The 14,475-nt window shown below is 71.6% G+C and carries 10 protein-coding genes; 8 read left to right on the top strand and 2 right to left on the bottom strand.

Translation table 11 applies throughout. The annotated features are described in order from the left end of the window. Together AB0O11_RS37755 and AB0O11_RS37750 are read left to right on the top strand one after the other, a co-directional pair. Positions 1–5,056: SDR family NAD(P)-dependent oxidoreductase (locus AB0O11_RS37755; RefSeq protein ID WP_363396655.1), on the top strand; the 5,056-nt coding region annotated here is incomplete at its 5' end. 221 nt (positions 5,057–5,277) lie between these two features. Continuing rightward, positions 5,278–6,495 carry a cytochrome P450 gene (locus AB0O11_RS37750; protein WP_363396652.1) on the top strand — a complete coding sequence of 406 codons (1,218 nt, stop codon included), beginning with the start codon at positions 5,278–5,280 and terminating at the stop codon, positions 6,493–6,495. Between the two features lie 73 nt (positions 6,496–6,568). Here the strand turns inward: AB0O11_RS37750 and AB0O11_RS37745 are convergent, their stop codons facing one another. Continuing rightward, positions 6,569–6,799 carry a ferredoxin gene (locus tag AB0O11_RS37745; protein ID WP_363396649.1) on the bottom strand — a complete coding sequence of 77 codons (231 nt, stop codon included), beginning with the start codon at positions 6,797–6,799 and terminating at the stop codon, positions 6,569–6,571. Continuing rightward, positions 6,796–8,016: a cytochrome P450 gene (locus tag AB0O11_RS37740; protein ID WP_363396646.1), complete on the bottom strand. Its 1,221-nt coding sequence runs from the start codon at positions 8,014–8,016 to the stop codon at positions 6,796–6,798. The genes AB0O11_RS37745 and AB0O11_RS37740 overlap by 4 nt, the downstream gene beginning before the upstream one ends. 194 nt (positions 8,017–8,210) lie before the next feature. On the opposite strand from AB0O11_RS37740, the gene AB0O11_RS37735 reads away from it, so the two are divergent. The 6 genes from AB0O11_RS37735 to AB0O11_RS37710 all read left to right on the top strand — a co-directional run. Then, positions 8,211–9,254 carry a 3-oxoacyl-ACP synthase III family protein gene (locus AB0O11_RS37735; RefSeq protein ID WP_363396643.1) on the top strand — a complete coding sequence of 348 codons (1,044 nt, stop codon included), beginning with the start codon at positions 8,211–8,213 and terminating at the stop codon, positions 9,252–9,254. After that, positions 9,251–11,158, top strand: coding sequence for an HAD-IIIC family phosphatase (locus AB0O11_RS37730; protein WP_363396640.1), 1,908 nt, complete (start codon positions 9,251–9,253; stop codon positions 11,156–11,158). The genes AB0O11_RS37735 and AB0O11_RS37730 overlap by 4 nt, the downstream gene beginning before the upstream one ends. Next, on the top strand, positions 11,155–11,382 hold the full coding sequence (locus tag AB0O11_RS37725) for an acyl carrier protein (RefSeq protein WP_363396637.1): 228 nt from the start codon (positions 11,155–11,157) through the stop codon (positions 11,380–11,382). Before AB0O11_RS37730 ends, AB0O11_RS37725 begins: the two co-directional genes overlap by 4 nt. Then, the gene (locus tag AB0O11_RS37720) at positions 11,379–12,194 is read left to right on the top strand and encodes a 2-oxo acid dehydrogenase subunit E2 (RefSeq protein WP_363396634.1); all 816 of its coding nucleotides are present in this window, start codon (positions 11,379–11,381) and stop codon (positions 12,192–12,194) included. The genes AB0O11_RS37725 and AB0O11_RS37720 overlap by 4 nt, the downstream gene beginning before the upstream one ends. Further along, on the top strand, positions 12,191–13,285 hold the full coding sequence (locus AB0O11_RS37715; protein WP_363396631.1) for an alpha/beta hydrolase: 1,095 nt from the start codon (positions 12,191–12,193) through the stop codon (positions 13,283–13,285). The genes AB0O11_RS37720 and AB0O11_RS37715 overlap by 4 nt, the downstream gene beginning before the upstream one ends. A 60-nt stretch (positions 13,286–13,345) precedes the next feature. After that, positions 13,346–14,475: beta-ketoacyl synthase N-terminal-like domain-containing protein (locus AB0O11_RS37710; protein ID WP_363396628.1), on the top strand; the 1,130-nt coding region annotated here is incomplete at its 3' end.

The following is a 14,475-nucleotide window of genomic DNA, read 5'->3' as shown; positions in this document are numbered from 1 at the left end:
CGCCTGGGAAGCCCTCGAACGCGCCGGAATCGACCCCGTCACGCTGCGCGGCAGCCAGACCGGCGTCTTCACCGGCGTCATGTACAACGACTACGCGTCCAGGCTCCACCACATGCCGGCCGAGCTGGAGGGCTATCTCACCAGTGGCAGCGCGGGCAGTGTGGCCTCGGGCCGGGTGGCCTACACCCTCGGCCTGGAAGGCCCGGCCGTCACCGTCGACACGGCCTGCTCCTCCTCGCTCGTCGCCGTCCACCTGGCCATACAGGCGCTGCGCAACGGCGAGTGCACGCTCGCACTGGCGGGCGGCGTGACCGTCATGGCCACGCCCAACACCTTCATCGAGTTCAGCCGCCAGCGCGGCCTGTCGGCGGACGGCCGGTGCAAGGCCTTCTCCGCCGACGCCGACGGCACCGGCTGGAGCGAGGGCGCGGGCCTCCTCCTGCTGGAGAAGCTCTCCGACGCCCGGCGCAACGGCCACCACGTCCTGGCCTCGGTGAGCGGTTCGGCAATGAACCAGGACGGTGCGAGCAATGGCCTGACCGCGCCCAACGGTCCCGCCCAGGAACGCGTCATCCGGCAGGCGCTGGCCAGTGCCCGTCTGGAGCCCTCCGACGTCGACGTCGTCGAGGCCCACGGCACCGGCACGAAACTCGGCGACCCCATCGAAGCCCAGGCCATCCTCGCCACCTACGGCCAGAACCGCCCCGCCGAACACCCCCTGCACCTCGGCTCACTCAAATCCAACATCGGCCACACCCAAGCAGCAGCAGGCGTCGCAGGCGTCATCAAAATGGTCATGGCCATGCACCACGGCACCCTCCCCCAGACCCTCCACGCCGACACACCCAGCCCCCACATCGACTGGACAACCGGAGCCGTCAACCTCCTCACCCGACCCCACACCTGGACCACCCCCGACAACCGACCCCGCCGCGCCGCCGTCTCCTCCTTCGGCATCAGCGGCACCAACGCCCACCTCATCCTCGAACAACCGGCGCCGGTGCAGGACACACAGCCCGCCCCGGACACGGCCGGCCCGACGTCCTGGGTGCTGTCGGCGAAGGGCGAGAACGCGCTACGGGACCAGGCACACCAGCTCCACGACCACCTGACCCACCACCCCGACCTCACCATCACCGAGGTCGCACGCGCCCTGGCCCTGACCCGCACCCACTTCCCCGACCGCGCCGTCATCACCGGCACCCACCGCGACCAACTCCTCGACGCCCTGGCCACCCTCTCCCGAGGAGAACCGGCCCCGGGCATCATCCAGGGACACGCCGACAGCGACGGACAACTCGCCTTCCTGTTCGCCGGACAGGGCAGCCAACGCACGGGCATGGGCCACGAGCTCCACCAGACCTACCCGGTCTTCGCCGAAGCCTTCGACGCCGTATGCGCCGCCACCGACCCCCACCTGCAACACCCCCTGCACAAAGCCGTCTTCGAAGACAGCACCCTCCTCGACCGCACCGAGTACACCCAACCCGCACTGTTCGCCCTCGAAACAGCCCTCTACCACCTGATCACCTCCTGGGGCATCACCCCCCACTACCTCACCGGCCACTCCATCGGCGAAATCACCGCAGCCCACGTAGCCGGAGTCCTCTCCCTCACCGACGCCGCCACCCTCGTAACCCTGCGCGGCCGCCTCATGCAACACCTCCCCCCAGGCGGCGCCATGATGGCCATCCACGCCCCCACCACCCACATCCAACCCCTCCTCGACAACCACAACGCCACCATCGCAGCCATCAACAGCCCCACCAACACCGTCATCTCCGGCACCCGCGACGCCCTCACCCACATCGCCCAGCAACTCGGCACCGACACCAAAACCCGATTCCTCAACGTCTCACACGCCTTCCACTCCCCCCTCATGGAACCCATGCTCGACGAGTTCCGGCAGGCCCTCCACACCCTCACCTACCACCCCCCGACCATCCCCATCATCTCCACCCTCACCGGCACCACCGCCACCACCCAACAACTCACCGACCCCGAACACTGGATCAACCACGCCCGCCAAGCCGTCCTCTACCACCCCGCCATCCAAACCCTCCACAACCTCGGCACCACCACCTACCTCGAACTCGGCCCCGACACCACCCTCACCACCCTCACCCAACAGACCACCACCACCGGCCACTTCATCCCCACCCTCCGCAAAAACCACCCCGAACCCCACACCACCACCAACGCCCTCGCCCACCTCCACACCACCGGCACCCCCATCAACTGGCACACCCACCACCGACCCACCACCCACACCACCCCCCTCCCCACCTACCCCTTCCAACGCCAACGCCACTGGCTCGACACCCCGGACGCCACGGGTGACGCCACGGACTTCGGTCTCGGCACCGCCGGGCACCCGCTGCTGAGCGCCGACCTCGAACTCGTGGACGGAAAGGGGCATCTCTTCACCGGACGGCTGTCGTTGCGCAGTCACCCGTGGCTCGCGGACCACGCAATCCAGGGCACGGCCGTCCTTCCCGGCACGGCCTACGTCGATCTCGCTCTGTGCCTCGGAGCCCGCTCCGGGCACACGGTCCTGGAGGAGCTGACCCTTGAGGCACCGCTCGTCGTCCCCGAGCAGTCCTTCGCGCAGGTGCAGGTGGTCCTGGGCGAGCCCGACGACGCCGGGTGCCGTCAGCTGACCGTTCACTCCAGGCCTGGTGGTCCCGACGAGTCCGACGCGCCGTGGACCCGGCACGCGGTCGGTCTGCTGGCGCGACCGGACCGCGAGGAGCAGGACGGCCTCTCCGTCTCCGCCGACTGGCCGCCGGCCGGCGCGCAGCAGGTCCCGGTGGAGGAGGTGTACGAGCTGATGAGCGTGCACGGCCAGGACTACGGCCCCGGCTTCCGCGGCCTGACCTCCGTCTGGCGCGCCGGGGACGAGCTGTTCGCCGAGGTGCGGCTGCCCGAGGGCCTGCGCGGCGAGGAAGCACGGTTCGCCGTGCACCCCGCGCTCCTGGACGCCGCGTTGCACCCCCTGGGTCTCCAGGCCGGGGACGGCGGGGAATCCGGTGGCACGCTGCGGCTGCCGTTCGCGTGGAGCGGGGTGCGTCTGCACGCGGCGGGTGCCGCCTCCGCCCGGCTGCGGATCTCACCGGTGTCGGCGGACTCCGCCGCTCTGACCCTCATGGATGCCGAGGGCAAGCCGGTCGTGTCGATCGACTCCCTGACGCTGCGGCCCGTCGACGTACGGCAGTTGCTGTCATCGGCCGCCGCTCACCGGAACTCGCTGTTCGACGTGGAATGGGTTCCCGTCCCGACGGCTCCGGCCGCGTCGGACCGGCCCGCCGGCGGCCCCACTCCCGTCGTCGTGTCGTTCGGCTCCGGAGCGCGGACGGATGAGGACGCACCCGCATCCCTGCACCACGCGGCTCAGGAAGCCTTGCGGTCCGTACAGCAGTGGCTCGCGGAGGAACGGGACGACAGGGCGCGGCTGGTGTTCGTCACGCACGACGCGGTCGCGGCGGCAGCCGGGGACGGTGTGACCGGCCTCGACGTCTCACCGGTGTGGGGTCTGGTGCGTACGGCGCAGTCCGAACACCCGGACCGCTTCGTCCTCCTGGACACCGACACCGAATCCCTCTCCCCCGACCTCATCACCACGGCACTCGCCACCGGCGAACCCCAACTCGCCCTCCGCAACAACACCCTCCTCGCCCCCCGCCTCAAACGAGCCGACACCACCACCAACCACACACCCCACCTCGACCCCAACGGCACCATCCTCATCACCGGCGGCACCGGCACCCTCGGCTCACTGCTGGCCCGCCACCTCGTCACCGAGCACGGCGCACGCCACCTCCTCCTCGTCAGCAGGAGCGGCCCCAACGCCAACGGCGCAACCGAACTCACCACCGAACTCACCGCACTCGGCGCCCACACCACCATCACCGCCTGCGACGTCGCCGACCCCGACGCCCTCACCGCACTCCTCACCACCATCCCCGACCAACACCCCCTCACCACCGTCATCCACACCGCCGGCACCACCGACGACACCACCCTCGAAACCCTCACCCCCCACCAACTCGACACCGTCCTCCACGCCAAAGCCGACGCAGCCCGCAACCTCCACCACGCAACCCGCAACCACCACACCCTCACCACCTTCATCCTCTACTCCTCCATCGCCGGCACCCTCGGCAACGCAGGACAAGCCAACTACGCCGCCGCCAACACCTACCTCGACGCCCTCGCACACCACCGCCACACCCAAGGACTCCCCGCCACCTCCCTCGCCTGGGGCCTGTGGGAGGAGACCAGCGCTCTCACACAGTCGCTGGGTGCGGCGGAGCGTGCCCGGATCGGGCGCAGCGGCATCCTGCCGATCGCCTCGGCCGCGGGGCTGAAGCTGTTCGACGCCTCGCTCGCGCGGGGCGCGGCGCTGTCGGTGCCGGTCCTGCTGGACATGGGGGCGCTGCGCAACCGTGCGGCAGCGGGCGAACTGGCCCCGCTGTACCGGGAGCTGGTGCCCGTACCGGCCGGCCCCGCGCCGTCGGTCGCCTCGCCCGCCGGGGGCGAGGCCGGGGTGCGGGAGCAGTTGCTCGGCATCGACGACGCGGAACGCGAGCGGTTCCTCGACGAGCTGGTCCGCCGCCACGTCGCCGATGTCCTCGGGCACGCCTCGCCTTCGGCCGTGGAGCCCCGGCGTGGGCTGCTCGACATGGGTCTGGACTCGCTCTCCGCCGTCGAGCTGCGTAACCGGCTCGGTGCGGCCACCGGGCTGCGGCTGTCGACCACCTTGGTGTTCGACTACCCGACTCCCGTCGCCATCACCGGCCATCTCCTCGGCCGACTGGCCGAGGAGATGGCGAACGCGGCCCTGTCGCCGCTCGACGCGCTGGAGGCGGCGTTCGAGGAGATCTCCGGTGACGAGGAGAGCCGCTCCCGGACGAAGGCCCGGCTGGAGGCGCTCCTGAGCAGGCTGACCGCCAAGGGCGGCTCGGGTGAGCCGGACGTCTCGGCCGGCTTCCCGGGCGGGCTGGACGCAGTCGCGGACGAGGATCTCTTCGAGTTCATCGACAACGACCTCGACTGAGCCGACGGCTCGCTTCGTTCTTCCGGACAGCCGCGGAACGGCGGCCCGGCGATGATCGCCGGGCCGCCGTTCCGGTGTCCGTTGTTCCGCGATCCGTGCCCTGCTCCCTTCCGCGGCCGGCAGAAGACGGGTAAGTCCGCCGTTAGCGTTCCTTGTGACGCTGGGGGGCACCAACGCGCCGCGCAGTGCGGGTGCGTGCCCTCACGGCGAAGGAAGACTCGATGGCCTCCACACGGGTTCCGGTCCCATTCGAATTCACAGCGATCAAAGGGCTCGACATCGACCACAGCTACCGTGAACTCCTTGAGCACGGTCGTCCGGTGTGGGTGACCCCGCCGTACGGGGAGAACGCGTGGCTGGTGAGCCGGTACGCGGACATCAAGGCCGTTCTCGGGGACCAGCGGTTCGGCCGCGCCGCCGCCGCGGACCGCGACGAGGCGCGGGTGGCGCCGGTGCCGGTGGGCGGCAGCATCATGGGTGCGGACGCACCGGACCACGGCCGGCTGCGGCGTCTGATCTCCAAGCCGTTCTCCAACCGGGGTGTCGAGCGGCTGCGGCCGGGGATCGCCCGGGTGGCCGAGGAGTTGCTCGACGCCATGGCCGAGCAGGGTTCCCCGGTCGATCTCGTCACGGCCTTCACGGGCCCGTTCTCCGCGCTGAACATCTGTGAGCTCCTGGGCGTACCCGAGGGCGAGCGGGACCGGTTCCAGGGCATGGTGCAGTGCTTCTTCGGCAGGACGGAGCTGTCGCCGGAGGAGATCGCGGTCGAGCTGGAGCTGCTGCGCGACTTCGTCCGCGGGCTGATCGACCTGCGCCGCCGGGAGCCGGGTGACGACCTCGTGAGCGCCATGCTGGAGGCTGCGGCCGAGGGCGGCGCGTACACCGACGAGGAGTTGCTGGAGCTGGTGTACACGCTGCTGGTCGGCGGCTACGACACTCCCGCCTCCCAGCTGGCCTCGACCTTCTACGTCCTGTTGTCGCAGCCCGGCCAGGCACAGTTGCTGCGGGAGCACCCGGAGGCCGTCCCGCAGGCGGTCGAGGAGCTGCTGCGCTTCGTCCCGCTCGTCTCGCACGCGACGTTCGCCCGGTACCCGACCGAGGACGTGGAGATCGGCGGGCAGCTGATCCGGGCCGGTGAGCCCGTGCTGTGCGCGACTCCGGCCGGGAACATGGATCCCAGGGCGTTCGAGGACCCCGAGGTGCTGGAGCTGCGGCGGGCGGGGAACGCCCACCTGTCCTTCGGGCACGGTCTGCACCACTGCACCGGCGCCGCTCTGGCCCGGGCGGAGATGCAGGTGGCGATCACCGCACTGCTCACGCGCTTCCCGGACCTGCGGCTCGACGTGGCACCCGAGGACGTGCAGTGGCTGAAGGGCATGCAGATCAGGACGCTGGGCTCGCTGCCGGTCGCATGGGGGCCGGGCGGCAGCCGTCCGTGACGGCCGGACGCGACGAGCCCCGGAGGCTTCGGCCTCCGGGGCTCGTCGTCATGTCCCGTGGTGGTGCCGGTGGTCAGGCCCCGCCGGCCGTGCCACGGAGCAGGACCGCCTGTGCGGGGCACAGGTCCACGGCCTCCCGCACCGCGTCCCACTCGTGGGGGCCGGGGTGCGGATCGCGTACGAGGACGTATCCGTCGTCGTCCTGGTCGAAGACGGCGGGGGCACTGTAAGCGCACTGGGCGGCGCCGATGCAGGCTTCCCGGTCGGCGGTGACCAGCGCGTCGGCGGGCCTGCCGGCGCTCACCACGTCACCGGCATCTCGTTGACGCCCTGCACCGTGCCGCTGCCGGGCGGCCGGGTGGGCAGCCGGTCGGCGGGGACGGCCAGGCGCAGCGCGGGGATGCGGGTGAACAGGGTGGAGAAGGCGATCTCCAGTTCCAGCCGGGCGAGGCTCTGGCCGAGGCACTGGTGGATGCCGTAGCCGAAGGACAGCTGGCGGCGGCCGGTGCGGCCGGTGTCGAAGGCCTGCGGGTCCTGGTGGACGCGGCCGTCCCGGTTGGCCATGGTGGCGGACAGCAGGACGCCGTCGCCCGCGCGGATGACCTGTCCGGCGACGGGGATGTCGGCGGTGGCGACCCGCACTCCGGCGAGGTCGGTGACCGCCACGCAGCGCAGGATCTCCTCGACCACGGCCGGCACGGTGTCCGGGCCGGCCTGCATGCGGGCGAGCTGTTCGGGGTGGTCGAGCAGGGTGATGGCGCCCAGCGCGATGGTGGAGGCCGTGGTCTCGTGTCCGGCGACCAGGATGACCAGGGCTATCTGGACGAGGTCGGCGTGGCTGAGGCGGCCCGTGGCGACGTCTTCGCGGGCGAGGCGGCCGATCAGTCCGGGGCCGGGCTCGGTGCGGCGGCGGGTGGCCAGCGCGTCGAGGTAGCCGATGAGTTCGCGTCCCGCTTCCTGGGATTCCTCGCCGGTGGTGGCCTGGAGGAGCCGGCGTGAGGCGTCCTGGAAGAACTCCAGGTCCTCGTGGGGCAGGCCCAGCACCTCGGAGATCACCCGGGACGGCACGGGCAGCGCGAAGTCGCGTACGAGGTCGGCGGGCGGGCCGGTCCGGAGCATCCGGTCGACGTAGTGGTCGACGATGTCCTGCACGACGGGCCGCAGGCTCGCGACCCGCTTGCGGCTGAAGTCCGGGTTGAGCAGGCGCCGGTGTTCGTCGTGGGCGGGCGGGTCCATGCCGATGAGCACCAGGCGCTTGGCGACCTCGGCCTGGAAGCGGGGCGCGACGGCCGGGTAGTCGGGGCGCTGCCGGTCTGCGGAGATCCGCGGGTCCGCCAGCAGTTGGCGTGCCTCGGGATAGCCGGTGACGAACCATACGACGCGGCCGTCGAAGAGGGTGACCCGGGACAACGGCCCTTGTGCGCCCAGCTGTTCGTAGGCGGGCGGCGGCTGGTAGGGGCAGGCCCTCTGCTGGGGAAAGGGCGGTGCACCGGACAGGCCCTGCGGGGCGGTGATTTCCATCGCATTCCCCTCGTCTTCTTCCTGCGGGCAGGGATTTCCCCGCAGCCGGAAAAGCTAGGAGGCGCCGCGAATGCCCTGCAACCCCGTGTCTCCCGGGCGTTAGCGCCACGTAATGCGGCGGCCCGCGAAAGCGGCGCGTAAGCAGCACGGTAGCGGCTTTCCGGACCATGTCCGGGCAGAGAGAGGAGCAGGTCGTGGACACACCACACATCCGGATCCTGTCGGTGGGAACCGCGTTGCCCGGACCGCCCGTCGACAATGCCGCGCTCGCCCGCCGGTTCGGCATGGACGCCCTGTGGGAGCAGTGGGTGGACGCGTTCATCGGAACGCGCAACCGGCATCTGGCAGTCGACATCGAGACCGGTGAGATCCGCACGTCGCTGTCCGGTCTGGGCGAGGCGGCAGCCCGGCAGGCCCTGGAGGGCGCGGGGGTGCGGCCGGACGAGGTGGACCTCGTCGTGATGGCCACGGCCACCCCGGAGCAGCTCATGCCCGCCACGGTCAATGTCATCTGCGACCGGCTGGGCATCGACGACGTGCCCACCTACCAGCTCCAGTCGGGTTGTTCGGGCGCGGTCCAGGCCCTGGACGTGGCCCATCAGATGCTGCAGACCGGTCGGCACCGCACCGCACTGGTGATCGGTGCCGATGTGCTCGCGCGGTTCTACGACTGCGACGCGGAGCTGGCGCAGCTTCCGCCCGACCAGCTCGTGAACTACGTCCTGTTCGGGGACGGCGCCGGCGCGGCCGTCCTCAGCACGGACCCCACGGCGGGCAGTTGCGAGCTGGTGTCGGTCCGTACCCGGCTGACCGGGCTGAACCGGGAGGCCGGGGCGACGCTGGAGTGGTTCGGGCCCGTCGACCGCCACTCGGAGCGGCCCGCCGCCACCGAGGACTACAAGGCGATCGAGCAGCATGTGCCGGAGATGTCCGACGAGACCCTGCGCGAGCTGCTCGACGACCTGGACTGGCGCGAGGAGGACGTCACCTATCTGCTGCCGCCGCAGCTCTCCGGCCGGATGACGCGGCGGATCGTGGAGCGGTTGGGGGTCGCGGGCGCCGAGGAGGTCTCCTGCGTCAACACGACGGGCAACAACGCCAACGCCCTGGTCTTCTTCCAGCTGGAGCGGGCACTGGAGCGGCTCGCGCCCGGTGAGCGGGCGATCGGCATCGCCGTCGAGTCCAGTAAGTGGATCAAGGCCGGCTTCGCGCTGGAAGGGGTCCGACCGTCACCATGACCTCCGTCCCCGCCACCGCCACCGCCTCGGCCACCGATCCGGCCGACGAACTGCTCGCCCTGCACCGGGCCGGGCGTCTCGCCGCCGCCTACCCGGGCCTGAAGTCCCTGCTGGCGCGCCTGCCCGAGGCGGATTCCGTACGGGCCACGCAACTGCTGTCCCGCGTCGATCCGGACGAGGTGCTGCACGAGCACCCCGAGCTGCCGGCCCTCACGGTCGCCGTCACCGGCCACGGGACGCTCTCCGCGCTCCTCCCGGCCCTCGCCCTGGAGGGTGCTCGCCACGGCCTCGTGCTGCGCACGGTCGTCTCGGACTTCAACTCCTACGTCTTCGACCTGACGGACCCGGGCAGCGCCCTGCACGCCGCCGCTCCGGACCTGGTCCTGTGCCTGCTCGACCCCGTGATCGTCATGGACGAGCTGCCGACGCCCTGGCGCCCGGAGGACGTCGAGGCGGTACTCGCCGAGAAGACGGCGCTGCTGGACGCCCTCACCGCCCGCTTCGCCGGGTCGGCCAGCGGCACCCTCGTGCTCAACACCATGCCGCTGCCCCGCGTCCTCGTCTCCCAGCTGATCGACCACCGCTCCCGGGCCCGGCTCGGCGCCGTCTGGCGCGAGGCCAACGCCCGACTGCTGCGCCTGGCCGAGACACACCCGGAGCTGGTCGTGCTCGACCTGGACCCGCATGCGGCCGAGGGCGTCGCGGTCACCGACCCGCGGCTGAGCGTCTACGCCAAGGCGCACCTCTCGTCGGGGATGCTCTCGCGCTATGCCCGGGAGGCCGGTCACCTGGCCCGCATCGTGGCCGGGCAGACGAAGAAGTGCCTGGCCGTGGACCTGGACCAGACGCTGTGGGGCGGTGTGCTCGGCGACGACGGCGCGGACGGCATCGAGGTCGCCGACAGCCCGCGCGGCGAGGCGTTCCAGGCGTTCCAGAAGGTGCTCAAGCAGCTCGCCTCGCAGGGTGTCCTGCTGGCCGCGGTGAGCAAGAACGACCTGGCCCCGGTCCGAGAGGTCGTCGCCGGCCACCCGGGGATGACGCTGCGGGAGGCGGACTTCGTCCGCTTCGCCGTGAACTGGCGGCCCAAGCACGAGAACCTCAAGGAGCTGGCCGAGGACCTCAACCTGGCCGTCGAGAGCGTCGTGTTCGTCGACGACAGTCCCTACGAGTGCGGTCTCGTGCGCCACGAGCTGCCGGGGGTGAGCGTCGTCCCGCTGGACGAGGAGCCGGCCAGGCACGTCGAGAAGCTGCTGCGGGACGGCTGGTTCGACGTCCGCGAGCTGACCGTCGAGGACCGCGTGCGCCCCGCGCTCTACCGCGCCGAGGCCGAGCGCAAGGACTTCCTGCACGGCTTCGACTCCCTCCAGGACTACCTGCGCGAGCTCGGGGTGCGGGTGCGGATCGGCCCGGTCGAGGAGCGGGAGGTGCCGCGGGCGGCTCAGCTGACGCTGCGCACGAACCAGTTCAACCTCACCGCGCGACGGCTCCAGGCTGCCGAGGTGAAGGAGCTGGCCGCGGGCCCGGACACCCGGGTGCTGGCCGTGCACGCGGGCGACCGGTTCGGGGAGAACGGCCTGGTCGGCGTGGTCTTCACCCGTCGTGAGGGCACCACCGTGCACATCGACAATTTCCTGCTCAGCTGCCGGGTGTTCGCCCGCGGCATCGAGCAGACCGCCGTGGCGGCCGTGCTGCGGCAGGCGCGGGCCGACGGAGCGCGCGAGGTGCTCGCCACCTACCGCGCGAGCGCCAAGAACGCCAAGGTCCGGGACTTCTATCCGCAGAACGGTTTCGTGCCCGTGTCGGACGCCGACGGCGAGCTCGTCTTCCGGCACGACCTGGCGTCCGTCCCCCCGGTCCCCGACCACGTGCAGCTGACCGAGTCCTGCGAAGGGAACACCCCGTGAACTCCATCGACGACTTCATCACGCTGGTCCGGGACGACCTGGGCCTGCCCGTCGACGACACCGACGTGGACCGGCCCCTCGGCGAGGTCGCCGGCTGGGACTCCGTCCACCTCATCACCCTGCTCACCCTGCTGGAACGCGGCACGGGTCGTTCGCTGTCCCTGCCCGCCGCCCTGGAGGCGACGACGCTGCGTGGCCTGTACGACGTGGCGGTGTCCGGATGAGGCCGGTCCCCGTCGCCCGGGAGCGGCGGCACACGCTCTACTTCCTGGAGGGGGCGAAGGCGTTCGCGCCGGTCTTCCTCGACACCGAGGTCGACATGGAGCGGGTGTGGCGGCACCGCGCGACCGCCGCCGAGGAGGGCCGCCGCTACTCGGTGGTCAGCTACGTGCTCCACGCCGGAGCGCGGGTCGTCGCCGACCACCCCCAGGCCAACAGCGCGATCGGCGGCCGGCTGCTGCCGAGGACCGTCACCTACGGCTCCACCAGTGCCAAGCTCGCCCTGGACCGGCGGCTCGGCGGCCGGCGCGTCGTCCTCGCCGCCGTGCTGCCCGGCCTCGAACGGGCCGGCCTGGAGGAGATCCAGCGCCAGGTGGACCACTACCGCGACGGCGACCCCGACCTCATGGCCGAGTTCGCGAGCCTGCGCGCACTGCACAAGCTGCCCGTGCCGATCGGCCGCGCGCTGTTCCGCAGGGCGACCCGGTCGCTGACGGCGCGGGCGGCCCGCACCGGGACGTTCGCGGTCAGCTCGCTCGGCCACCGCGCCGTGGACGGCTTCCATTCCGTGGGCGGCACCACGATCACCCTCGGCGTCGGACGGGTCGTCGACCGGCCGGTCGTCCGCGACGGCGCCGTGACGGTGGCACCCGTGATGCGCCTGAACCTGGCCTTCGACCACCGGGTCATCGACGGCGCCGAGGCGGCCGACATGCTCACCGAGATCAAGGAACGCCTCGAAGGCTTCCCCGGCACGCCGGAAGGAGGAGAGAACCGGACCGCCGGTGTCACGGCGGCCGGTTCCACGGACCGATGAACGACGTCGAGGAACTCAAGCAGTACGTGGGCGCCCACGCCCGCGCGCAGTCCCTGCCGCCGGGCCACTTCGAGAAGCTGCTCGGCCGCATCCACACCGACGACGAGGGCGCGGCCGGCTCCTGGACACGCGAGTGGTGCGAGGTCGGCGAGCGGCTCGAAGGAGCGGGCCGGTACCTGGAGGCCTGCCGCCACTTCAACATGGCCCGCTTCCCCTACGTCGACGGCCCCGCCCGCGGCGCGGCGCTGGAGCGCTGCGTGAACGCCTTCGACCGCTGGCGGAAGGAGACCGGCGGCATCGATCGCCTCGACCTGGACCTTCCCGGAGGCCGGGTGGGCTGCTGGACGAGCGGACTGAGCCGGCACGAGCGGCGGCCCCTGCTGGTGTTCATGGGCGGCATCGTCAGCATCAAGGAGCAGTGGGCCCCGCTCCTCACCCGACTGGACCGGCTGGGCTTCGCCGGGCTCGTCACCGAGCTCCCCGGCGTCGGCGAGAACACCCTGACCTACGGAGCCGACAGCCGGCACCTGCTGCCACAGCTCCTGGACGCCGTCGCGGACGTGGCCGACGTGGCACGGACGTACTGCATCACGCTGAGCTTCAGCGGCCACCTGGCCATGCGGGCCGCCCTGGAGGAACCGCGCATCCGGGGCATCATGACGGTCGGCGCGCCGGTGCACGACTTCTTCACGGACCGTGCCTGGCAGGCACGGCTGCCCCGGATCACCGTCGACACCCTCGCCCACCTCACCGGTGTCCCGGACGCGGACGTCGGCGAGCACATCCGCGACTGGGCGCTGAGCGACCGTCAACTGGCCGAGCTCTGCGTCCCGCTGGCCTACGCGGCGAGCACGCGGGACGAGATCATCCCGGCCGAGGACCCGCGGCGGCTGCGCCGCCACGTACGGGACCTGCGGATCGTCGAGTACGACGACGTGCACGGGGCCCCGCACCACCTGCCCGAGATGCAGCTGTGGGGCTTCCTGTCGGTCCTCCGCATGAAGGGCGGCCACTACCTGCCGCGAACCGTCCTGCGGTACGCGCATCTCGCCCACCGCACCCGCCGCCGGCTGGCCACACGCCGGGCCTGAACGGTTCCGCTCCGCCCCGAACCCCGTCCGACCCGTTCCTTCGAGAGGTTGAACACCGCAATGGCGACCGAGGAAGAGCTTCGCGAATATCTCAAGCGCGCCACCGGCAGTCTCGCCCAGGCCAGGCAGCGCCTGCGCGAGGTCGAGGCCGACCGGCACGAGCCGGTCGCCGTCGTGGCGATGAGCTGTCGCTACCCGGGCGGTGTCGCCTCCCCCGAGGACCTCTGGCGCCTGGTCACCGACGGCACCGACGCCATCGGCGGCTTTCCCACCGACCGCGGCTGGGACCTCGACGGCCTCTACGACCCCGACCCGGACCGGACGGGCACGAGTTACACGCGGCACGGCGGATTCCTCCACGACGCACCGCAGTTCGACCCGGAGTTCTTCGGCCTGAGCCCGCGCGAGGCCCTGGCCACCGACCCCCAGCAGCGGCTGCTGCTGGAGGTGGCCTGGGAGGCCTTCGAACGGGCGGGCATCGTCCCCGAGACCCTGCGCGGCAGCCGTACGGGCGTGTTCGCCGGTGTCATGTACAACGACTACGCGTCGCGCCTGACACCCGCCCCCAAGTCCTTCGAGGGCTACATCGGCTCCGGCAGCGCGGGCAGTGTGGCCTCGGGCCGGGTGGCCTACACCCTCGGCCTGGAAGGCCCGGCCGTCACCGTCGACACGGCCTGCTCGTCCTCACTCGTCGCCGTCCACCTGGCCATACAGGCGCTGCGCAACGGTGAGTGCACGCTCGCACTGGCGGGCGGCGTGACCGTCATGGCCACGCCCAACACCTTCATCGAGTTCAGCCGCCAGCGCGGCCTGTCGGCGGACGGCCGGTGCAAGGCCTTCTCCGCCGACGCCGACGGCACCGGCTGGAGCGAGGGCGCGGGCCTCGTCCTGCTGGAGAAGCTCTCCGACGCCCGGCGCAACGGCCACCAGGTGCTGGCCGTCATCCGCGGCAGCGCGGTCAACCAGGACGGCGCCAGCAGCCAGTTGACCGCGCCCAACGGTCCTGCCCAGCAGCGCCTGATCCGGCAGGCGCTGGCGAGTGCCCGTCTGGAGCCCTCCGACGTCGACGTCGTCGAGGCCCACGGCACCGGCACGAAACTCGGCGACCCCATCGAAGCCCAGGCCATCCTCGCCACCTACGGCCAGAACCGCCCCGCCGAACACCCCCTGCACCTCGGCTCACTCAAATC

The sequence above is a fragment of the Kitasatospora sp. NPDC093102 genome (assembly GCF_040683915.1).
Taxonomy (GTDB): Bacteria; Actinomycetota; Actinomycetes; order Streptomycetales; family Streptomycetaceae; genus Kitasatospora.
The sequence above is the reverse complement of the archived record's forward strand: the minus strand, read 5'-3'. Positions and strand labels throughout refer to the sequence as shown.

Coding starts and splice junctions, on each gene's coding strand:
- AB0O11_RS37715 (WP_363396631.1), top strand. CDS start 12,191: ATGAACGACGTCGAGGAACTCAAGCAGTACGTGGGCGCCCACGCCCGC.
- AB0O11_RS37720 (WP_363396634.1), top strand. CDS start 11,379: ATGAGGCCGGTCCCCGTCGCCCGGGAGCGGCGGCACACGCTCTACTTC.
- AB0O11_RS37730 (WP_363396640.1), top strand. CDS start 9,251: ATGACCTCCGTCCCCGCCACCGCCACCGCCTCGGCCACCGATCCGGCC.
- AB0O11_RS37750 (WP_363396652.1), top strand. CDS start 5,278: ATGGCCTCCACACGGGTTCCGGTCCCATTCGAATTCACAGCGATCAAA.
- AB0O11_RS37740 (WP_363396646.1), bottom strand. CDS start 8,016: ATGGAAATCACCGCCCCGCAGGGCCTGTCCGGTGCACCGCCCTTTCCC.